21 protein-coding genes are annotated in these 19,470 nt (G+C 52.0%); 20 read left to right on the forward strand and 1 reads right to left on the reverse strand.

What is annotated here, in order from left to right; genetic code table 11:
* The 4 genes from ACOYIE_RS03175 to ACOYIE_RS03190 form a co-directional block, all read left to right on the forward strand.
* A partial coding sequence (locus ACOYIE_RS03175; RefSeq protein ID WP_433410714.1) for a methyltransferase occupies positions 1–429 on the forward strand: 429 nt, incomplete at its 5' end.
* A gap of 67 nt (positions 430–496) precedes the next feature.
* Positions 497–994, forward strand: a complete 498-nt coding sequence (locus ACOYIE_RS03180) for a hypothetical protein (protein ID WP_433410715.1) — start codon at positions 497–499, stop codon at positions 992–994.
* A gap of 352 nt (positions 995–1,346) precedes the next feature.
* Positions 1,347–2,108: a MurR/RpiR family transcriptional regulator gene (locus ACOYIE_RS03185; RefSeq protein WP_433410717.1), complete on the forward strand. Its 762-nt coding sequence runs from the start codon at positions 1,347–1,349 to the stop codon at positions 2,106–2,108.
* Positions 2,109–2,184: 76 nt separating this feature from the next.
* A complete protein-coding gene (locus ACOYIE_RS03190) occupies positions 2,185–2,568 on the forward strand; it encodes a cupin domain-containing protein (RefSeq protein WP_433410718.1) in 384 nt (127 codons plus the stop codon).
* Positions 2,569–2,694: 126 nt separating this feature from the next.
* Here ACOYIE_RS03190 and ACOYIE_RS03195 read toward each other — a convergent pair whose 3' ends face one another.
* Complete coding sequence (locus ACOYIE_RS03195; RefSeq protein WP_433410719.1) at positions 2,695–4,725, reverse strand: sigma-54-dependent Fis family transcriptional regulator; 2,031 nt, start codon at positions 4,723–4,725, stop codon at positions 2,695–2,697.
* A 631-nt stretch (positions 4,726–5,356) separates the two neighbouring features.
* Between ACOYIE_RS03195 and ACOYIE_RS03200 the strand changes: the two genes are divergently transcribed.
* From ACOYIE_RS03200 to ACOYIE_RS03275, 16 genes are all read left to right on the forward strand, one after another.
* Complete coding sequence (locus tag ACOYIE_RS03200; RefSeq protein ID WP_433410721.1) at positions 5,357–6,403, forward strand: zinc-dependent alcohol dehydrogenase; 1,047 nt, start codon at positions 5,357–5,359, stop codon at positions 6,401–6,403.
* Between the two features lie 73 nt (positions 6,404–6,476).
* Positions 6,477–7,811: an ABC transporter substrate-binding protein gene (locus ACOYIE_RS03205; protein ID WP_433410722.1), complete on the forward strand. Its 1,335-nt coding sequence runs from the start codon at positions 6,477–6,479 to the stop codon at positions 7,809–7,811.
* 207 nt (positions 7,812–8,018) lie between these two features.
* Positions 8,019–8,909: a branched-chain amino acid ABC transporter permease gene (locus tag ACOYIE_RS03210; RefSeq protein WP_433410723.1), complete on the forward strand. Its 891-nt coding sequence runs from the start codon at positions 8,019–8,021 to the stop codon at positions 8,907–8,909.
* Positions 8,910–8,920: 11 nt separating this feature from the next.
* The gene (locus tag ACOYIE_RS03215) at positions 8,921–9,949 is read left to right on the forward strand and encodes a branched-chain amino acid ABC transporter permease (protein ID WP_433410724.1); all 1,029 of its coding nucleotides are present in this window, start codon (positions 8,921–8,923) and stop codon (positions 9,947–9,949) included.
* A 57-nt stretch (positions 9,950–10,006) separates the two neighbouring features.
* On the forward strand, positions 10,007–10,741 hold the full coding sequence (locus tag ACOYIE_RS03220) for an ABC transporter ATP-binding protein (RefSeq protein ID WP_433410725.1): 735 nt from the start codon (positions 10,007–10,009) through the stop codon (positions 10,739–10,741).
* The gene (locus ACOYIE_RS03225; protein WP_433410726.1) at positions 10,728–11,432 is read left to right on the forward strand and encodes an ABC transporter ATP-binding protein; all 705 of its coding nucleotides are present in this window, start codon (positions 10,728–10,730) and stop codon (positions 11,430–11,432) included. The genes ACOYIE_RS03220 and ACOYIE_RS03225 overlap by 14 nt, the downstream gene beginning before the upstream one ends.
* 29 nt (positions 11,433–11,461) lie before the next feature.
* Entirely contained in the window at positions 11,462–11,836 is a 375-nt protein-coding gene (locus tag ACOYIE_RS03230) for a cupin domain-containing protein (protein WP_433410727.1), read from the forward strand.
* Positions 11,837–11,897: 61 nt separating this feature from the next.
* Positions 11,898–12,710 (forward strand): transketolase, encoded by an 813-nt coding sequence (locus tag ACOYIE_RS03235; RefSeq protein WP_433410728.1) that lies wholly within the window; start codon positions 11,898–11,900, stop codon positions 12,708–12,710.
* A 23-nt stretch (positions 12,711–12,733) separates the two neighbouring features.
* Positions 12,734–13,702, forward strand: coding sequence for a transketolase family protein (locus tag ACOYIE_RS03240; RefSeq protein ID WP_433410729.1), 969 nt, complete (start codon positions 12,734–12,736; stop codon positions 13,700–13,702).
* Between the two features lie 13 nt (positions 13,703–13,715).
* The gene (locus tag ACOYIE_RS03245) at positions 13,716–14,744 is read left to right on the forward strand and encodes a zinc-dependent alcohol dehydrogenase (RefSeq protein WP_433410730.1); all 1,029 of its coding nucleotides are present in this window, start codon (positions 13,716–13,718) and stop codon (positions 14,742–14,744) included.
* 132 nt (positions 14,745–14,876) lie between these two features.
* Complete coding sequence (locus ACOYIE_RS03250; protein WP_433410731.1) at positions 14,877–15,008, forward strand: hypothetical protein; 132 nt, start codon at positions 14,877–14,879, stop codon at positions 15,006–15,008.
* A gap of 16 nt (positions 15,009–15,024) precedes the next feature.
* A complete protein-coding gene (locus tag ACOYIE_RS03255) occupies positions 15,025–16,671 on the forward strand; it encodes a recombinase family protein (RefSeq protein ID WP_433410732.1) in 1,647 nt (548 codons plus the stop codon).
* Positions 16,664–17,128: a hypothetical protein gene (locus ACOYIE_RS03260; protein ID WP_433410733.1), complete on the forward strand. Its 465-nt coding sequence runs from the start codon at positions 16,664–16,666 to the stop codon at positions 17,126–17,128. The genes ACOYIE_RS03255 and ACOYIE_RS03260 overlap by 8 nt, the downstream gene beginning before the upstream one ends.
* A 138-nt stretch (positions 17,129–17,266) precedes the next feature.
* Entirely contained in the window at positions 17,267–17,824 is a 558-nt protein-coding gene (locus ACOYIE_RS03265) for a hypothetical protein (RefSeq protein ID WP_433410734.1), read from the forward strand.
* Positions 17,825–17,976: 152 nt separating this feature from the next.
* On the forward strand, positions 17,977–18,414 hold the full coding sequence (locus ACOYIE_RS03270; RefSeq protein ID WP_433410735.1) for an NfeD family protein: 438 nt from the start codon (positions 17,977–17,979) through the stop codon (positions 18,412–18,414).
* A gap of 45 nt (positions 18,415–18,459) precedes the next feature.
* On the forward strand, positions 18,460–19,380 hold the full coding sequence (locus ACOYIE_RS03275) for an SPFH domain-containing protein (RefSeq protein ID WP_433410736.1): 921 nt from the start codon (positions 18,460–18,462) through the stop codon (positions 19,378–19,380).
* The last annotated feature ends 90 nt before the right edge of the window (positions 19,381–19,470 follow it).

Below are 19,470 nucleotides of genomic sequence, written 5' to 3' on the forward strand. Positions count from 1 at the left end.
TCGCTGCATGCCTGCGATATTGCAACCGATTTGGCGCTGGCAGCAGCTGTTCGCGCGCAGGCAAAATACATTGCATGCGTGCCCTGCTGCCATAAAGAGCTGCTGGAGCAGTATCACCTGCCGGAACTGGAGCCGCTGACGAAATTCGGCGTGTTCAAGGCGCGGTTTAACGATGTGCTGACAGACAGTATGCGCGCTTTGAAGCTGGAAGCAGAGGGATATAAGGTATCTGTGGTGGAATACATTTCGCCGCTGGATACGCCGAAAAATCTGCTTATACGCGCGGTGAGAACGGGAAAAGAAAATGCGCGCGCACGGCAGGAATACGACGCAGTGCACGCTGCGCTTGGCACAACTTCCGAGCTGGACCGCCGCTGCGCAGAGATAAAAACAGGCGTTTTTGCCGAAGACAGCCGTTCGGTGCAGTAACATCTGCGCTGCCTTTGAATAGACTGATAATGAAGTTTCTTCAATTTCTATTTGGAGGTAATACTACATGGCTGATAAAGTCTGCTGCCCCGGCCCTGTTTCCGGAGGCAATACGGCAGCTGCCGGCGGATTCCGCGAGGCAGTCTGCGTGCACACCAGTAAGGTTTATGATTCCTGCCGCAGCAAGGAGTGCCTGCGCGATATTCGCGTATTTCTTTGCCGCGATGCACAGGAGCTGCTCAATTCGGGCGGCGTTGTTTCGGTAAAGCCGCGCTCGGCGGAGCTGCTCAGCGTTAAGATTGACGTTGAAAAAGTGCAGTTTAATCGGGGCTGCTATACCGTGGATATTCGCTTCTTCTATAAGATTGAATGCGAGGTAAGCTGCATGGTTGGCCGTCCGCGCATTATTGACGGATTGTCCGTTTTCGATAAGCGGGTGGTTCTGTTTGGCGGTGAGGGCGGCGCACGGATCTTCTCTTCCCGCTATCTGGAGGATGAGATGGATGTTCAGCTCTGTCCGGACAGCAATAAGCCTACGGCAGTGGTTGAAGCGGCGGCAGCATAATAGGCAGAAAAAACAAAAGAAAAAAACGCAATGCAGGTCTTTGGGTACTCCCAAATGACCTGCATTGCGTTTTGCTGAGAAAAAATACTGGGTGATGGGGGGTCCCCCATCAGGAGGAAGAGAGAAGAAATGAAGATTAGGATGTATGTGTCATCCTGCTAAAATATATAGCACTATTCGTGCCAATCTTTGCAAAATGGCATAGGAATTGCTTAATTAGTAATAAATGCTGCAAAGCACAAGCAAATATGCGGGGAAAAACACTGCAATGTTTGGATGGATAGAAACAGAAAGTGATTTTGACGGTGCTTGTGATGCGGAGAAGTGAAAAAGTAAGGAAGGGAACCCCTGTATGTTTTCTTATGCGGAGATTGAGAGCCTGAACGAACTGGAAACGCTGGTGTATAACTATGTGGCGGCCAATATGCAGCAGGTAGCGGATATGACAATTCGTGACCTGGCGGCAATGGCGCATGTTTCTACATCCACGGTGCTGCGCTTTTGCCGAAAAATGAACTGCGAGCGGTATACGGAGTTTAAATACCGACTAAAAGCATTTCTGGAAGACAGCCGCGGCAATACAGTAAAGGAAACGCGCGCAGGCCAACTGATTGCATACTTTCGGAAAGCGGATGCTTTGGATTTTACGCAGCCCATTATGGATGCGGCGGCGGGTATTGCAGAAAAAAAGGAAATTTTGTTCCTGGGGCGAGGTCAGGGTGCGAGTCTGTGCTGCTATGGCGCACAAATTTTTTCTGAGATTGGGAAATTTTCAGTGGGATTGGAGCCGCAGTATCTTCCGCCGGACATGAAGTTTGATGCGAGCGGCAAGGCGGTTGTGGTTTTAAACCTTGGGGATGCGCAGCCGGAACTGATGGACAACGTAAAAAAACTGCAGGCTGCCGGTGCGACGGTCGTTGCAATAACGGCACAGAAAGCGTGCGCGATGGCAGAAGCGGCAGATTATGATATCGTCTGCAATGCCCTGGACTGGACGGAAGAAAAGGTAAGTGCAGAAACGATGATTCCGCTGGTATATACGCTGGAAATGCTGCTGGAAGCGGTAAAAATAAGGGTGAAAAAGCAAACGGCAAAAGATTGGCACGATTTTTGATAGCTGTAATATAGAAGTATTCAACAAGGGGCATGCCCGCTGGTGAATGCCGAAATATATACAGGAGGAATCTGTGATGAATCTTTGCATTAACGAGCGTGATGGAGAAAAAAAGGTTTTTGAGGGCCGCACTGTGTATTGGCTGCAAAAGCCGGAGACGACGGGCGGCAAGTACAGCTCGATTTGCACGGTAAGCTACGACCCTGGTGCAAAGGCGAAGCCGGCTCATGCGCATGATAATGGCGAGGAGACGATTTATGTTACCTCGGGTACCGGCAAGGTCAAGGTGGGGGACGAGGTGTTTGGCCTGGAGCCCGGTTCGCTGGTGCTGTTCCCGCAGGGCGTGCCGCATATGGTTTGGAATACGGGCGATATTCCGCTGCATCTTGTGTGCTTCTACGCGCCGGATGCTTCTGCAATCGGCTATACCTTCTATGAAGACTTTGATTTTGATGAATAAATACGTGTCAAAAAACCCAAAGTGCGGCGTCTTTGCCGCATGCTTCGGTTTCTTTGAATAGGGTTGGGGAAGCGAACGGCCGCAGAAGATTTTAGTCTTCTGCGGCCGTTTGCACAACATAACAGATCAGGTGCGCATGTCCTGATAATTGATCTCGTATTTTTCAAGTTTTCGATAAAGTGTTCGACGGCTGATTCCTAAACTGTCGGCCGCCTTTTTGATATTGCCATGTGCATCCTGCAAATGCCTGGTGATCAATGCGCGCTCCGCTTCGTTGATTGTGGTATGGTCAGGCTCTTCTGACAAAACGGGTTCTTCCGTGCCTGGTATGGGTGCGGGAGACACAGGTATTGCGGTTTGGGTCGATGCAACGGGCTGATAATGTACAATAGACCAGGGAATATGTTCGGGGGTGATATATTCTCCGGATGCGAGTAAGCAGGCGCGTTCAATGGTGTTTTCCAGCTCGCGGATGTTGCCTGGCCAGGGATAGCGCATGAAGAGGTCGGCTACCTCGGCAGTTACCCCGAGAATGGGCGTTTTGCCAGCGGGCTGATATTTTTTGATAAAATAATCCGTTAAAATCATGATATCATTGCCGCGCTCTTTGAGCGTGGGAATTTGAATGGAGAGCACGTTTAACCGGTAGTACAGATCGCTGCGGAAGGTCTTTTCTTCGATGGCATGCAGCAAATCAACATTGGTGCCGGCAATGACGCGAATATTAAGCGCGATGGACTTTTTGCCGCCGATACGGGTAACTTCCTTGGTTTGCAGGATGCGCAGCAGATGTACCTGCACTTCGTACGGCATATCACCGATTTCGTCCAGAAAAATGGTGCCGTTATTGGCAAGCTCAAATTTGCCTGCGCTGCCCTCGCGTTTGGCGCCGGTAAATGAGCCGGATTCGTATCCGAACAGCTCGCTTTCCACTAGGCTTTTGGGAATGGCGCCGCAGTTGACCGCAACAAAGGGGCCGGAAGAAAATTGGCTGTTATTGTGGATGGACTGCGCAAAGAGTTCTTTGCCGGTACCGCTTTCGCCAAGCAGCAGAACGTTTGCAGAATTGCTGCTGGCAATTTGCGCATAGGTTTTTGCGGTTGTGAGCGCTTTGGACTGACCAATAATGTCGTCAAACTGGAAGGACGCGGTTGATCCGATGTAGCGGGTTACGAATTTGCGCATACTGGTGCTCTGGCGGAAAGAAATCAGCATGGATGTCAGCGCGCCGTCTGTTCCTCTGATGAGCTGGACGGTGATAAAGGCGTTGATTGTGCTGTATTTTCCGTGGAGCGGATACTCCTCATCGTGCAGGTTTTGTATCAGTTTGCTGAAATCGAGGGAAGGAATGATTTTGGAAATTGGTGTTCCAATCAGCTCGTTTTTCAAATAATTGAGCGCTTTGATTGCCGCATTGTTCGTATCGACAATGGTGAAATTTCGGTCCAGCAGAAATACGCCGTAATTGATGGTAGAGAGAATGGTTTGAAGCTGACTTTCGGTTGAAACAAGCTGGTCATACAAATTTTGGAGAGAATATTGCCGCATAATGGCATAGCTGGCCGCGGCCACCATGCCCAGCGTATGCGGATGGGTCTGGTTCAGCGGGCTGGACAGACAGAGTGCGCCATAGACACGGCCGTTCGCATCAACCAATGGGGCGCCGGAACCGGTAAATTCGTGCGTGGAAGGGTAGAACATTTCATAGCAGGAAAGCTGGATGGGTTTGCGCGTTGCAATGGGGGTGCCAATACCGCCAGTACCAAAAGCGGACTCGTGCCGGCAAACGCCTTCCACAACCGGATTGCTTTTGGAGCGGATATCAGACAGCGTATCAGGATCGCCGATTACCTTGAGTATGTAGCCGTCCGCGTCGGCCAGCATGATGACATAACCGGAGCCTTTTACCATATTGTGCAGGTATTCCATGAAAGAAGTGGCAATGCTGATGAGCAGGTGGTTCTGCTGGAGCCGCTGCTGCAGTTCGTCAGGAGACAGCATTTTGATGTTCTGTACGTTTGGGTCCAACCCGTAATCAAGCGAACGTTTCCAGGACTCATATACTTCCGACGGAAATATGTTGTAATCTTCAACGCCGCGCAGAAAGAAGTCTTCACGGGCTTTCCATTGCGGCGCATAATTCTGGTCAATGTTCAAGGCGCTTCCTCCTTTGCTCTTCCCATGTTCCGTTTTATTATAACACAAATTACGTCTAAACGCGAAAAATACAGATGTAAAAAACAGAATCCGATAGAATAAAACAATCATGTGTGATATCTCGAAAAAATTCGTGGTAAATTATGATGAAATTTTGGGGTTAAATTGGTGTATTTTTGACGATTTCGATATAGTATACAATATAACAAATATAATGTATAGGATGCGCTAACAGTATACAAAAAAATAGATGTGTGACATGTGTGCGGAAAGGAGTGTATAAAAATGTCACATGTAACCATATGGCTCACCATATATGACAAAAATAGGGAGACACAAAAATGCTTTTTGACACATTCGTGAAAAAAGAAAAAGACAGGGCCGGAAAACGCAGGGAAAAATGGAATACAAAAAGATGGCATTGTATAGTTTGTAAAAAGAAGCGCCGGAAATATGGTGAAAAAGACAAAAGACAAAGGAATAGAGTGGCACGTTTTTTGCGTATACACATAACGTACAGAAAAGCGCTGACAAATATTGTGCTTCTTGTTCAAAATTATTGCGGCGAATGCCCGTGCCAAGCATAGCGATTGGCCGGCATGCGGCGAAAAAAGTGAGGCCGGAACGAAAGATGAAAGCAATTGTCAACTATGAGGACGGGCAGAAGAAAGTCAAACTGATGGACGTGCCTGTTCCGCAGCCTGCATCGGGGCAGGTACGAATCCGCGTTGCTTACTGTGGCATCTGCGGAACGGACATACATATTTTCAGTGGAGACGGCGGATATCCAACCAAGCCGCCGGTAACGCTCGGGCATGAGCTGTCCGGCGTGGTTGAGTCGGTTGGCGAGGGTGTGGATCCTGCGTGGATTGGCGAAAAGGTGGTTAGTGAGACCTACTATCACACCTGCGGCACCTGCCTGTATTGCCAGACGGGCCACAAAAACCTGTGTCCGGAAAAGAAGTCGATTGGCAGCGCGGTTAACGGGGCGATGGCAGAATATGTTGTTGTTCCGGCAAAGAACCTGCATAAGATTCCGGAAGGCGTCAGCCTGCAGGAAGCAGCCATGACCGAACCGCTTGCGTGCTGTGCACAGGGCGTGCTGGAATTTGGCGGCATTCGCCCGGGAGACAAGATTCTGCTGACCGGCCCTGGAGCAATCGGCCTGATGTGCCTCCAGCTTGCGGTAAGCGCAGGCGGCGAAGTGATTGTGGCGGGCACCAGGGCGGATACGGAGCGCCTGGAGCTTGCAAAAGAGCTTGGTGCATCCGCAGTGGTGTTTTCCGATCAGCCCGACGCCGAAGCGCAGATTGCAGCGCTTTGCCCGCCGTTTGGTCCGGATATTGTGTTTGACTGTTCGGGCGCCGGACCGGCAATTCAGATGGGGCTGCGCGCAGTGCGCAAGGGCGGCCGGTATGTTCAGGTTGGCCTGACCGGCCGGCCGACAGAGCTGGATATGAACCTGATCACGCTGAAGGAACTGGCCGTATACGGCACATATGCGCAGAAGACCGAATGGTGGGTTCGCTCGCTGGACCTGCTTCGTCAGAAGAAAATTCAGCTGAAACCGCTGATCAGCAATGTTTACAGCCTGGATGAGTGGGATAAGGCGTTTGACGGATATATGCAAAAAATTGGTTTTAAATATTTGTTAGCGGCTACGGAAGAGGGACGGTGAGAAGAGACGGCTGGAAAGCCCTGTAGCAGCTACAATATTTTAATAACTCTTATACACTAAGGAGGAAGAAAAAATGAAAAAGATGAAGCGTTTGCTGAGCTTGGGCCTGTCCCTGGCAATGGTGATGAGCCTCGCTGCCTGCGGCGGCAACAAGGACGGCGGCGACGCTGCTGGTGGCCAGGATGCGGCTAATCCGGATGCTGGCGCAGCTGCAAGCGGTGACGTAATCAAGATGGGTAGCCTGTGGCCGCTGACCGGCGGTTCTGCTACGATTGGTCAGCACCATGCAGACGGCGCGGAGATGGCGATCAAGGAAATCAATGCCAACGGCGGCGTTAAGTCGATGGATGGCGCGCAGATCGAACTGGTTGTTGCCGATACCGAGTCCGCAGCCGATAAGGCTTCTGTAGCTTGCGAACGCCTGATTACCGATAGCAAGGTTAATATGATTATTGGCGCGTACAACAGCACCTCCTGCATCGCTGCAACTGAAGTTTCCCAGAAGTATAAGATTCCGTTCCTCTCTCAGGGCGGCGTAGCTACTGCGGTTACCGAGCGCGGCTATGACTATGTGTTCCGTATTAACAACACTGCTACTTACGACGTTATCGAGATGATCACTGCGCTCGATACCATCTGTGAAGAGCAGGGCCTGGATACCCTGTCCTATGCGCTGGTTTATGAGAACAGCGACTGGGGCGCTGACAATGCCCGCATCTGGAAGGAAGCGGCTGCTGAGCGCGGCTGGACCTGCGTTCTGGACGAGCCTGTAACCAACGGCCAGGCGGATATGACCGCTCAGGTTCTGAAGGTGAAGGAATCCGGCGCGGACGTTCTGAACGTTTCCTTCTACACCGATGACGCTATCGTATTCTCCAACGCGCTGTATGCCAACCAGGTTGACCTGCCGTACGGCGTATGGTCTGTAGGCGGCGGCTGGCAGGACTCTGCGTACCGCGAAGCAGTAGGCGAAGACGTTTACAACTACCACTTCGTACAGGAAGACTGGGATATGTCCGGTGTTCAGAACTACGATTGGATCAAGGAAGTTGCCGAGCAGTGCGAAGCTGAATACGGCTACAAGATGGACTCCTTCTTTGCACAGGGCTGGACCGCGGCTTACGTTGCTTACTATGCTCTGGAAGCTGCCGGCTCTACCGAGCCTGAAGCGATCCGCGATGCCATCGCTGGCCTGGAACTGCACAATGACGGCACCGACCGCGCGTTCCTGAGCGGCTACAGCGCAGTTGTATTTGACGAGAAGGGCCAGAACACCTTTGACGGCGGCCCGACCGGCGGCACGATCATCCAGTATCAGGATGGCGCGCAGGTTGCTCTGTATCCGAAGGAGCACTCCGTTGAAGGCAATAAGGCGATCCTCCCGATTCCGGCTTTCAGCGAGCGCTGATAAGCGCACATATCTTCGGGGCCGGTCTGTTCAGACGGCTCAGTATGTGACATGATTGCGATAGGGCGGGGGAGAAAAAAACAAACTTCTCTCCCGCTCTATTTATCGGTACGGCTTTGCATGAAGCGATGCCGGAAAACTTCCCAGACCCAATGCCTGGCCAAATCTGTGCGTTGGGGATTATAACCAGATGAGAGGAAGTAGGTTATGAATAATATTCTCCTGTCAATTCTGCACGGCATTTTGCTGGGCGGCGCTTATGGCCTGATTGCGGTGGGCCTGAGCGTTATCTTTGGCGTAATCCGTATTGTAAACTTTGCGCATGGCGCAGTATTGATGGCTTCGGCCTTCGCTTATTATGAGTTGTTCTCCCGTTTTAAGATTGACCCGTTCATGGCGATGTTTATCATCGCGCCGGTATTCTTTATTATTGGCTTTTTGCTCCAGAAGGTTGTTATCCGTCCTCTGCTGATTCGTGAGCGCGCAAGCGTACTTGAGCCGACCAGCGTTATGCTGTTTACCATCGGTCTTGACTATGCAATTGCGAACCTTTATCTCATGATTTACAGCGCGAGCAACAAGACGGTTAACAGCTGGTCCTATGGCCACTATGTGCGTCTGTTTGACGGCAAGTTTGTTACACAGTGGTCCCGCGTTATCACTTTTGGTTTGATGATTATCGTCGCCTTTGGCCTGTGGTTCATCATCAACCGCACTGAAATGGGTAAGCGTATCCGTGCGGTATCGCAGAACCGTGATGCAGCAGCGCTTTGCGGCGTAAATGTTCATACAACTTATGGTATCGCTTTTGGTCTGGGCACCGCAGCAGTAGCGATTGCGGGCGCCTGCATGGCATCGTTCTATCTTGTATCCCCGTCGGCTGGCAACGTGTTCGGCACCAAATCGTTTATGATCGTTGTTCTGGGCGGCCTCGGCAGCATTCAGGGCGCAATCGTTGGCGGTTTGATCTTTGGTCTGATTGAGCAGGTTGGCGCGCAGTTCATGCCGTCTTCCATGGCGTCTATTGTGTCGTTTGCTTTGTTCCTGATCGTACTGGTCGTCAAGCCGAACGGCCTGCTGGGCGGCAAGAGAAAGTGAGGCAATAAGGTATGAATTACAAGGGAAATTCTATTTTTAAGGGCAAATTTTTCGTCCTGCTCGCCGCTTTGGCATTCATTATCTTGCCGCTGTGCGTGGGTACATACTGGCAGAGTATTCTGGTACTGATTTGCTTTTACGGTTTCTGTGCGGTTGCCTGGAACCTGATCTGCGGTTACGCAGGCACCATGTCGCTCGGTCATTCGGTTTATATGGGCATCGGCGGCTATGCGTCCACGATTCTGCTGGAAACCAAGGGTGTATCGCCCTGGATCGGCATGATTATCGGCGCTCTGATTGCAATGATTATCGGCGTTATTATCAGCTATCCTACTTTCCGCCTGAAGGGCCCGTATTTTACGCTGGCATCCATTGCGATTACCGAGCTGGTCGGTACCTTTGTTATGAACTCCGAGTATCTGGGCCCCATTCCGCTGAAGGGCGGCTCCGGCTGGTCGCTGACCTGGACTGGCGGCGGCGCCGGCATGTATGAGTTTGACGGCAAGCTGGGTTACTATTATATCGCGCTGATTATGCTGGTAATTGGCGTTGCAATCACCTGGAAAATGTCGCGCAGCAAGCTGGGCTATTACCTGGTTGCAATCCGAAGCGACGATGATGCGGCCAAGAGCCTTGGCATCAATATCACCAAGTATAAACTGATTGCAATGGCCATCAGCTGCTTTATGATTGCGCTGGCAGGTACGTTCTATGCAGAGTACTTCCGCTACATCGGACCTGACCGTATTTTCAGCTACGACCTGGCGGTACAGATTGCTCTGATTGCTCTGATCGGCGGTCAGGGAACGGTAATGGGTCCGGTTATCGGTTCTATCGTGCTTGTTCCGCTGTCTGAGATGCTGTCTGCGCGTTTTGCCAGCACAATGTCCGGCCTGAACCTGTTCCTGTACGGTGTTATCATGATGCTGGTTGTCTACTTCATGCCTCACGGCCTTTGCGAGCATGTGGTACATGTGCTGCAGAAGGTGGAAGAGAAGATTTTCGGCTCCCGCGGCAAGAAAAAGGCAGAAAGCAAATAAGTCGGCAAACGCTGAGTGAACACAACGGCGCGTAACGCGTAGAAACGAGGGATAAATATGTCAGTAATCGTCAAGATGGAGCATGTTACCAAACAGTTTGGCGGCTTGACGGCTGTAAACGATTTTTCCGGTGAGATTGAGAAGGGCGATATTGTCGGTCTGATCGGACCGAACGGCGCGGGCAAGACCACGCTGTTTAACATGATCGCAAACTATTTCCATCCGACTTCCGGCAAGATTTATTTTAAGGATCAGGATATTACCGGAGCAAAGACGGAAGATATGGCCAAAATGGGTCTGGCCCGTACGTTCCAGGTTACCAAGCCCTTTGGTGATATGACCGTATTGCAGAATATTATGGTAGGCGCTTTCCTGAAGACCAACAATGCAAAAGAGGTTGAAAAGAAGGCGCGTGAGGTGGCAGAGCTTGTTGGTATGACCTGCGACCTGGATATGATTGCAAGCAATACGACCACTGTTGACAAGAAGAAGCTTGAAATTGCCCGTGCGCTGGCGGTGGAACCCGAACTGATTCTGCTGGATGAGGTTATGGCTGGCTGCAACCCGCAGGAGAAGCTGGAGCTGGTGGATACCTGCCGCAAGGTTCGTGACGCTGGCGTTACCATTCTGATTATCGAGCATGATATCAAGACGATCATGTCGCTGTGCGACAAGATCTATATTCTGCACCGCGGCGAAAAGCTGGTAGAAGGTACGCCGGAAGAGGTCGCAAACGATAAGCGAGCGATCAGCGCCTATCTCGGGGAGGATTTTGAGAATGCTGAAAGTTAAAGATCTGCGCACCGGTTACAACGGTGGCGAAATTGTACATGGCATTTCGCTGGAAGTGCCGGATAATCAGATCGTTGCAATTGTCGGCGGCAACGGCGCAGGCAAGAGCACGCTCATTAAGGCAATTACCGGCCTCATTCCGATTATGGGCGGCGAGGTTGAGTATAATGGCGAAAAACTCAACGGTCTGAGCTCGGATAAGATTATGCAGAAAGGCATCTGCCTGGTTCCAGAAGGCCGTCAGCTCTTCCCGAATATGACGGTAGATGAGAACCTGGACATTGGCTCCTGCACCAAGGAAGCGCACCAGAGAAGACAGGAAAACAAGGAAAAGGTGTTTAAAATGTTCCCGCGTCTGCTCGAACGCCGCAAGCAGCTTGCCGGCACGCTTTCTGGCGGCGAACAGCAGATGGTTGCCACTGCACGCGCGCTGATGAGCAACCCTAAGCTGCTGATTATGGACGAACCGTCCTGGGGCCTGGCGCCGATTCTGGTAGCGGAAATGTTCCAGACCATTGAGGATATTCGTGCCAGCGGCACATCGGTGCTGATTGTGGAACAGAACGTTGGCAAGACCCTGTCTATGGCTGACTGGGGCTATGTTATTGAAAACGGTGTTGTCGTTATGCAGGACGTTGGCAAGACGCTGCTGCAGGATGAAGGGCTGAAGAAAGCATATCTGGGCATCTGAGTGCCGGCGGATAAGGGGAGGCAGTCTGTATGTATAAGTTTTCCGTGGATAGTGTTAAGGGAAAGGTAATCAACGAAGGAACCATCAATGAGCGGCGCATCAAGCTGTTTGCTTCGCCGTATTCCAAGGCGAAGCGGGATGCTTACGGCTGCGGTATGGCCATCATAGACCCGGGCCAGATTCATGAAGAGCATGCGCATGAAAATAGCGAAGAACTCATTCTGGTTGTTGCAGGTACGGGTAAGGGCCGTGTAGCCGGTGAAGAGCTGACTGTGCAGCCGGGCGATTTGATTGCAATTGAAAAGGGCGAGCCGCATACGTTTACCAATACAGGCTCGGAGCAGCTCAAACTGTATTGGATTTATTCGCCCCCGGGACCGGAAAAGAAGTTTCTTGATGATTGATTCAACTGAAGTCCAAGGATAGAAGGAGATAACAATGATAAGCACGGAAAAAGTCCGAGAGATGAAAATATTTTCCAAGCATATCCAGATGGAAGTGGTCAAAATGATTGCTGGTCTGGGTGTGGGCCATCTGGGCGGCTCTCTTTCCATCACGGATCTGCTGTCGGTTCTGTACTGCAACCAGTTGAAGTACGACCCGAAGAATCCGCAGTGGGAGGATAGAGACTGGGTGGTCATGTCAAAAGGACATGCCGGTCCGGCGCTGTATGCAACGCTTGCGCTCAAGGGGTTTATGCCGATGGAAGAGCTGGCGACGCTCAACCGTCCGCATACCAACCTGCCCAGCCATGTTGACCGGACGAAGACGCCGGGCATTGATATGACCTGCGGTTCGCTCGGCCAGGGTGCGTCAACGGCGGCAGGTGTTGCGCTTGGCATGAAGATGAACGGTAAAGACAATCGCGTATACGTTGTCTTCGGTGACGGTGAAATTGATGAAGGTCAGGTTTGGGAGATGGCGCTGTTTGCCGGACACCGCAAATTGAATAACCTGATCGGTTTTGTGGATTATAATAAGCTGCAGTTGGACGGTACGACGGACAAAATCTGTGCGCTGGGCGATATTGGTGCGAAATTTGCAGAGTTCGGCTGGTATGCGCAGACAGTGGACGGGCATGATGTAGAAGCGATTGATGCGGCGATAGAAAACGCAAAAAAGCAGACGGATAAGCCGTCCATGATCGTGCTGAATACGATTAAGGGCAACGGATGGAGCAAATCCGCCAATCAGGTGGGAAGCCATAGCCGTGGCCTGAATGAAGAAGAACTGCAGGAAGCTCTGGCTGAAATGCAGGCAGCGATTGACTCGTATTAAGACGATTGCGGGAGGAAAACATCATGCGATATCAGTTAGAGGAAGAAATCCGGAACGATCCGCTTGAAATGCGGTCTGTTTTCTGCCGTACCCTTGTCGATATGGCGTCGGAGAATCCGGATATTGTAGTACTGGATGCCGATCTGATGGGTGCAATGGGCACCAAACCTTTTGCCGAGGCGTTTCCGGAGCAGACGGTAGACTGCGGGATTCAGGAAGCAAACATGATTGGCGTGGCAGCCGGTTTGTCGGCCGTAGGCAAAATTCCTTTTGCACACACCTTTGCACCGTTTTGCACGCGCCGTGCCTGTGACCAGATCTTTGTCTCCGGCGCTTATGCGCATCTGAACGTCAAGATTGTGGGCTCTGATCCCGGCATTACGGCTGCGCTCAACGGCGGTACACATATGCCGTTTGAGGATATGGGCATTATGCGCGGTATTCCCACGATGACGGTGCTGGAACCGGTTGACACTGTGATGCTGGAAGACCTGATGCGTCAGGTGGCCGGCATTTACGGTATGCATTACATGCGCCTGGTTCGCAAAACAACTAAGCGCATCTATCGCGAGGGTTCGACGTTTGACATCGGCAAGGCTGTTCTGCTGAAGGATGGAACCGATGTTACCATTATCGCATCCGGATTCTGCGTTGCCGAAGCGCTGCAGGCTGCGGCTGTGCTGGAGACGCAGGGAATCAGCGCGCGCGTTCTGAACATCTTTACATGGAAACCGATTGATACTGAGGCGATTACCCGCGCCGCGGCAGAGACCGGTGCGATTGTTACGGCTGAAAACCACAATGTGATTAACGGTCTGGGCTCTGCTGTTGCAGAAACGCTGTGCAAGGGGCGCCCAGTTCCGATGGAAATGGTTGGCGTACAGGATGAATTCGGCGAAGTAGGCCAAGTTGACTATTTGGCTGACCGTTTCGGCCTCACCGAAAAGTACATTACTGCCGCCGTGCAGAAAGTACTCGCCAGAAAGGCGTAAGGAGGAAAACATTATGAAAGCACTGGTAATTCGCCAGCCGAAGGATATGAGTATCTGCGATGCGCCCAAACCGGAGCTTCGGGACGGCGAGGCGCTGATCAAGGTAAAATACATTGGTATTTGCGGTACGGATATTCATGTATACAACGGGCATCATCCGACTGCGGTTTTTCCGTTGATTCCGGGCCATGAATTTGTAGGAGAATTGGCAGAAATTAAGGGAGAAGGCGCTGAAAGTTTTGAAATCGGCGACATGGTAGTGGCGCAGGAAGTATTGGCCTGCGGCCGCTGCGATGCATGCGCAAAGGGCGAAGACAACGTGTGCGAGCATCTTAAAATTATTGGCGTGCATGCGGACGGCGGTTTTGCTGAATATGTTCGCGTCAAAACAAAAAAGATGTATCGCATTCCCAAGTCAATTGACCTGAAGCGCGCGGCGCTGATTGAGCCCCTGGCTGTTGCAGTGCATGACGTGCGAATGAGCGATCTGAAAGTTTCGGAGTCCGTTTTGATTGTCGGCGGCGGTCCGATTGGCCTGCTGATCGGCTGCGTGGCACAGGCTGCCGGTGCAGGCCGTATCGTAGTCAGTGAGGTGGTGGAAAGCCGCAGAAAGCTGGCGGAACAGTTTGGCTTTGCTACGGTGAACCCGCTGGATGAGGACTTTGATACCAAGCTGCTGGCTGCCAATGGCGGCAAGCATTTTGATGTAAGCTTTGAGGCGGCGGGCGTACCGTCTGCGATTACGACCTGTGTGGATTACACCAAGAATACAGGTACAATCGTACAGATTGCGATGACAAAGGGCCCCTATCCGGTGGATACCGGCAAGCTGTTTGCCAAGGAACTGCGTGTGCAGGGCGTTCGTATTCATAACCAGTATGCTTTTGCATGTGCAACCAATATGGTGGCGATGGGTATGCTGGATGACAAGCTGGACGCGCTGATCAGCAAGGTATTCCCGTTTGATGAAGTGGCGGATGCTTTTGCTTATGCGGAAACCTGCAAGGATGCCTTCAAGGTGCTGGTGAAGATAACGGATTAAGCACAATTTGATATCTGACCTATGCGATTGCGAACAGCCGGTGAAACGTTGCGTTTCGGCCGGCTGTTCTTTTTGCGTCTGCTATTTTGCAGGTATGCAGGCATACACTTTGAAAGGAAAGGAGTGTGTGCAATGGTATGCAAGGGCACAGAAGAACGGAAAACAGACGGCAGAATGCTGCTGACGGATGAGGAGATAAAGCTGGCGGAGCGGCGCATGCTCACCGTGTTTGCCGGAAGAATTGCCGGCATGCTTCGGGCGTAGGATTGGAGGGCAGAAAATGCGTTTTTGCGCGTACGGCAGAGTGTCTACCCTGCATACAGAGCAGCTGGACAGCCTGGAAAATCAGAAAAAGTTTTTTGAAGACTTTGCACGCCGGCAGGGATGGGAGCTGGTGCGTATTTATGCAGACGAAGGAATATCGGGGAAACAGCTCAGACGGCGGGAGCAATTCAATCAGATGCTGAAAGACGCGGAAACGGGCGCGTTTGAGATGGTAGTGGTCAAAGATATCACACGCTTTGCCCGCAATACGGTTGATTTTCTGACGGCGATTCGGCATCTGCGCGCGCTGGATGTGACCGTACAGTTTGTTACAAACAACATGAGCAGCCTGGGAGATTCAGAATTTATTTTAACGGTGTTCGGCGCGTTGGCACAGGAGGAAAGCGCCAACCTTTCCCGAAGAATTGCGTTCGGCAAAAAAATCAATGCCCAGAAGGGGCGTGTACCGAACAGAATTTACGGATATGATCATATTGACAACTACACGCTGCAAATTAACGAGACGGAAGCAGCGATCGTGCGACAGATTTTTACATGGTATCTGTCCGGCTGGGGATGCAGGCGGATTGCAGAGACCCTGAACGACCGTGCAGTTCCAACCTGCACCGGAACCGGTGCCTGGCATGAACGAGGCATTCGGAAGATGCTGTCCTATGATTTGTATCAGGGGCTGCTGTGCAACCACCGGTCGGTAACGAAAAATTTTCTGACGGGAGATCGGCGTGCGCTGCCTCCGGCAGAGTGGTTTCGGCATGCGCGGCCGGAGCTTGCGCTGATTTCGCCGGTACAGTTTGACGCGGTGCAGATGGAAAAACAGCGGCGCAGCCGAGGGGGAAAGCAGGAGGAACGAAAGCGCAGTACGCTGCGACGGCAAAACCAATCGGAGAAGGCGCATCTTTTCAGCACCATTTTTATATGCGGCCTTTGCAAAAGCAGTATGGTACGCAAGGTGAGCCGGCGCACCGACGGTTCCATGCGGGAGTACTGGGTTTGTTGCAGACACGATCAGGGAAGACTGCTGCGGGAAGGGCCGCTGGCGGGACGGCGGTGCAGCGGCGCAGGCGCCTTTGAAGAATGTGATTTATATACGGCCATCCGAGCCTTTTTAGACTGCTTTGACGGGCTGCGTCATAAACCGTCCGCACAGTTTTTGGGCGAAATAGAGCGCCGGATGCAACAGGAGGGAGATACCGCGTCTCTTGAGCGGTTACGCCGCGCGCAGAAAAAGGAAAGAGAAAAGCGCAGCCGGCTGGTGGAGCTGTATATGCAGGGCGGTTTGACAGAATCGGAACTGCATGAGCAGCTTGCAGACGCCAAAGCGCGGGAGAGAACGCTGCAGCAGGAGATGCAGGCAGCAGGCCGCAGACAAAAAGCAATGCCCTCCATCACTCAGGTGCAGCAGGCGATACAGGCCTGCTTATCGCTGTATGCGGTGACCAATGCGGATTTACATGAAATATTTGACCGGATTGAACTGTCAGACGACCGACAGGCAACCTTTTATTTGCGCGGGATAGAGAAAGCGGCGTTTCAAATTGCCGTGCCGGACTCCAGACGCAACAAAATAGCGCGCTGCAGAGAAAAAAAGAAAGCAGGCGGCGCAGACAACCATGCACCAGCCTATGAAAGCGGCAATGACTGAAGTCGTTGACCCGATTCTGTTGGATGCGCGTGTGGTTGAGCCGGATGCCTGCTGCAATTGCTGCTGCTGCGCGCTGCGCGAGGTACCGCGCAGGCTCTGCGGCTGCTTTGACGGCGACGACCTTGTGCTTGGCAATGAAGGCAATCAGTTGTTTGTAACGCTGGGCCAGTTTTCCATTATTCGTCTGGAGCGCGATATCCAGCTGCTGATGCCGGCGTTTGATATCTGCCTGCCGCGGCGTGATTGTTCCAACAGCGGCGCTGCCGGCGAGACGCAGGATCCATGCGCCATCTTTGCAAATTTTGAATTCCCGATTGACGAATTTTTCCCGCCGAAACAGGAATGTCCGGATTGCTTGCCGGGTGGCGGTTCCTGTGGCTGCGGCAGCGGCTGCGGAGGCGGCTGCAACAATGCCGGGGCTGCAAACAATTCCTGCGGAAACAGAAACTGCAACTAATCGCCGGAAACGGCTGCATAAAATGCAGAAAGGGGGAGGACCGGATGATCCGGTCCTCCCCCCTCTTTTTGAGACGGCAGAATCAAAGCATATGAATCGCTGTGGCCGCATAAAGTGTTTGCAGAAAGGAGATTGCGGATGCAGGAAGAACGAAGCTTTGTTTATACCATCATACTGGGCATTTGTATGCTGCTGTCTCTTTTAATGATCGGCAGAATGCTGCTTGGAAATGCAGACGGAGCAAACGGTGCCGTATCGGAACCGCAGCCGCAGGCCGACGAGGAGGAAAACGGAATGCGATTGAGTGAAAGCGAATTGGGTGTGCTGATTGAGCAGGCACTTCCGTTTGCACCTGAAAAATTAACGGTATCCATTGGGGCGGATGGGCTGGTACAGGTCGGCGCGCTGGTCAATAAGCAGGCCCTGAGCGATGCGGCGACAGAAGGGCTGCGGACCGTGCTGCTGTTTTTGCCGGAAAAATGCGAGGTGAGCGGTGCATGGCAGGTTTCGGCTGAAAATGGGAAGATTGTATTGGCATGCCGGCAGATCACGGCGGCCGGATTTACCCTGCCGGAGCAGGTGGCGCAGGGACTTTCGGAAAGACTTGCAGATACGCTAAACAGCCAAATAGAGGAAAATAAAATAGAATGGAGTCAATTGAATTTCACAGAGGGCGCGCTGCTGCTTCAGCAGTAATAAAGCGCGCAATGCAGCAACCGGTGTGACAGCATCGGTTCTTTTTTTTGATGCGCAGGCGCAACAGATTTCATTAAAAAAGAACTGTTTTTTTCTGTACTTTTTGGAAATGCTATGATACACTGAAAATGGATAGGGAGGGAGGTTTGCCCATGTTTGAAAATAGTTTATTTGTGTGGGTAGCTGTTATCATTCTCGGCGTGGTGATCGAAGCGTTTACGCTGGATTTGTCCGCCATCTGGTTTGCCGTGGGCGCTGTTGCAGCTCTGGTGGCGGCCAGCATTGGGCTGGGGCTTCCGGCGCAGCTTATCATTTTTGTGCTGTTTTCCGCCGCGCTTCTTGTGCTGGTCCGGCCGTTTTGCCGCCGTTTTCTGCGCACGAAAAACGAGCCTACCAATGCGGACCGCATCATCGGTGAGCCTGCAATTGTTGTGGAAGAAATCAACAATATGCAAGCGACGGGAGAAGTTAAAATTCTCGGGCAGCTCTGGTCGGCCCGCAGCGCAGATGAAACCGTGATTCCCGCGGGAACAGCGGTTCGGGTGGTGGCTATCCGCGGCGTGAAAGCCATTGTAGAAAAAACGCAGTAACGCCATGTGCAGTAAAAGGGTTTATGGAGAAAAGGAGTTTTGATTATGCCGTTTATTTCAACATTTATTGTTCCGCTGATCTGGATTATTCTTGCGATTCTGTTGATTGCTTTTTTGGCCAGCAATATCATCATTGTGCCGCAGGCCAAGGCATATATCGTGGAGCGTCTCGGCACTTATCGCGGCACATGGAACACCGGCCTGCATTTTAAGGTGCCGCTGTTTGAGCGTATTGCCCGCAAGGTAACGCTCAAGGAGCAGGTGGTGGATTTTCCGCCGCAGCCGGTTATCACCAAGGATAACGTTACCATGCAGATTGACACGGTGGTATATTTTCAGATTACCGACCCTAAGCTGTTTACCTACGGGATTGAGAGTCCGATGTCGGCAATTGAAAATCTGACGGCAACGACGCTGCGAAATATCATCGGCGATTTGGAACTGGACCAGACGCTGACCAGCCGCGATATCATTAACACAAAAATGCGCGCGATTCTGGATGAGGCGACCGATGCATGGGGCATTAAAGTGAACCGTGTGGAGCTGAAGAATATTATTCCCCCAGCAGCGATTCAGGAATCCATGGAAAAGCAGATGAAGGCCGAGCGTGAGCGCCGTGAGGCGATTCTGGTTGCGGAAGGCAAAAAACAGTCCGCGATTCTGGTTGCAGAAGGCGAAAAGGAATCTACCGTACTGCGTGCGGAAGCCAGCCGCCTGGCGAAAATCAAGGAAGCGGAAGGCGAGGCCGAAGCGCTGCGCACGGTGCAGAAGGCCCTGGCGGATTCCATTGAGCTGCTGAACGGGGCGGCGCCCACCGAGCAGGTTATCAAGCTCAAGTCGCTGGAGGCGTTTGCCGCCGCGGCAGACGGCAAGGCGACCAAGCTGATTATCCCGAGTGAGATTCAGGGTTTGGCCGGTATGGCGGCTTCTCTTAAGGAGATTATGACGGAGCCGAAGCAGCAATAAAAAGGCTGTGGACGTAATGTCTGAAACCGGATATAAGCACAGCCGCTGCGGTGTGAAATGGGCCGTTTAAAACCCCCCCGCGGTATTGTT

Origin of the sequence: Agathobaculum sp. (assembly GCF_050946325.1) — a bacterium.
GTDB lineage: Bacteria > Bacillota > Clostridia > Oscillospirales > Butyricicoccaceae > Agathobaculum.

Excerpts from the sequence above, each read along its gene's own strand:
- ACOYIE_RS03250 (WP_433410731.1), top strand. The coding sequence starts at position 14,877 with ATGGTATGCAAGGGCACAGAAGAACGGAAAACAGACGGCAGAATGCTG.
- ACOYIE_RS03240 (WP_433410729.1), top strand. The coding sequence starts at position 12,734 with ATGCGATATCAGTTAGAGGAAGAAATCCGGAACGATCCGCTTGAAATG.
- ACOYIE_RS03220 (WP_433410725.1), top strand. The coding sequence starts at position 10,007 with ATGTCAGTAATCGTCAAGATGGAGCATGTTACCAAACAGTTTGGCGGC.
- ACOYIE_RS03210 (WP_433410723.1), top strand. The coding sequence starts at position 8,019 with ATGAATAATATTCTCCTGTCAATTCTGCACGGCATTTTGCTGGGCGGC.
- ACOYIE_RS03200 (WP_433410721.1), top strand. The coding sequence starts at position 5,357 with ATGAAAGCAATTGTCAACTATGAGGACGGGCAGAAGAAAGTCAAACTG.
- ACOYIE_RS03245 (WP_433410730.1), top strand. The coding sequence starts at position 13,716 with ATGAAAGCACTGGTAATTCGCCAGCCGAAGGATATGAGTATCTGCGAT.
- ACOYIE_RS03180 (WP_433410715.1), top strand. The coding sequence starts at position 497 with ATGGCTGATAAAGTCTGCTGCCCCGGCCCTGTTTCCGGAGGCAATACG.
- ACOYIE_RS03255 (WP_433410732.1), top strand. The coding sequence starts at position 15,025 with ATGCGTTTTTGCGCGTACGGCAGAGTGTCTACCCTGCATACAGAGCAG.
- ACOYIE_RS03230 (WP_433410727.1), top strand. The coding sequence starts at position 11,462 with ATGTATAAGTTTTCCGTGGATAGTGTTAAGGGAAAGGTAATCAACGAA.
- ACOYIE_RS03265 (WP_433410734.1), top strand. The coding sequence starts at position 17,267 with ATGCAGGAAGAACGAAGCTTTGTTTATACCATCATACTGGGCATTTGT.
- ACOYIE_RS03190 (WP_433410718.1), top strand. The coding sequence starts at position 2,185 with ATGAATCTTTGCATTAACGAGCGTGATGGAGAAAAAAAGGTTTTTGAG.
- ACOYIE_RS03215 (WP_433410724.1), top strand. The coding sequence starts at position 8,921 with ATGAATTACAAGGGAAATTCTATTTTTAAGGGCAAATTTTTCGTCCTG.
- ACOYIE_RS03205 (WP_433410722.1), top strand. The coding sequence starts at position 6,477 with ATGAAAAAGATGAAGCGTTTGCTGAGCTTGGGCCTGTCCCTGGCAATG.
- ACOYIE_RS03270 (WP_433410735.1), top strand. The coding sequence starts at position 17,977 with ATGTTTGAAAATAGTTTATTTGTGTGGGTAGCTGTTATCATTCTCGGC.
- ACOYIE_RS03260 (WP_433410733.1), top strand. The coding sequence starts at position 16,664 with ATGACTGAAGTCGTTGACCCGATTCTGTTGGATGCGCGTGTGGTTGAG.
- ACOYIE_RS03235 (WP_433410728.1), top strand. The coding sequence starts at position 11,898 with ATGAAAATATTTTCCAAGCATATCCAGATGGAAGTGGTCAAAATGATT.
- ACOYIE_RS03225 (WP_433410726.1), top strand. The coding sequence starts at position 10,728 with ATGCTGAAAGTTAAAGATCTGCGCACCGGTTACAACGGTGGCGAAATT.
- ACOYIE_RS03275 (WP_433410736.1), top strand. The coding sequence starts at position 18,460 with ATGCCGTTTATTTCAACATTTATTGTTCCGCTGATCTGGATTATTCTT.
- ACOYIE_RS03185 (WP_433410717.1), top strand. The coding sequence starts at position 1,347 with ATGTTTTCTTATGCGGAGATTGAGAGCCTGAACGAACTGGAAACGCTG.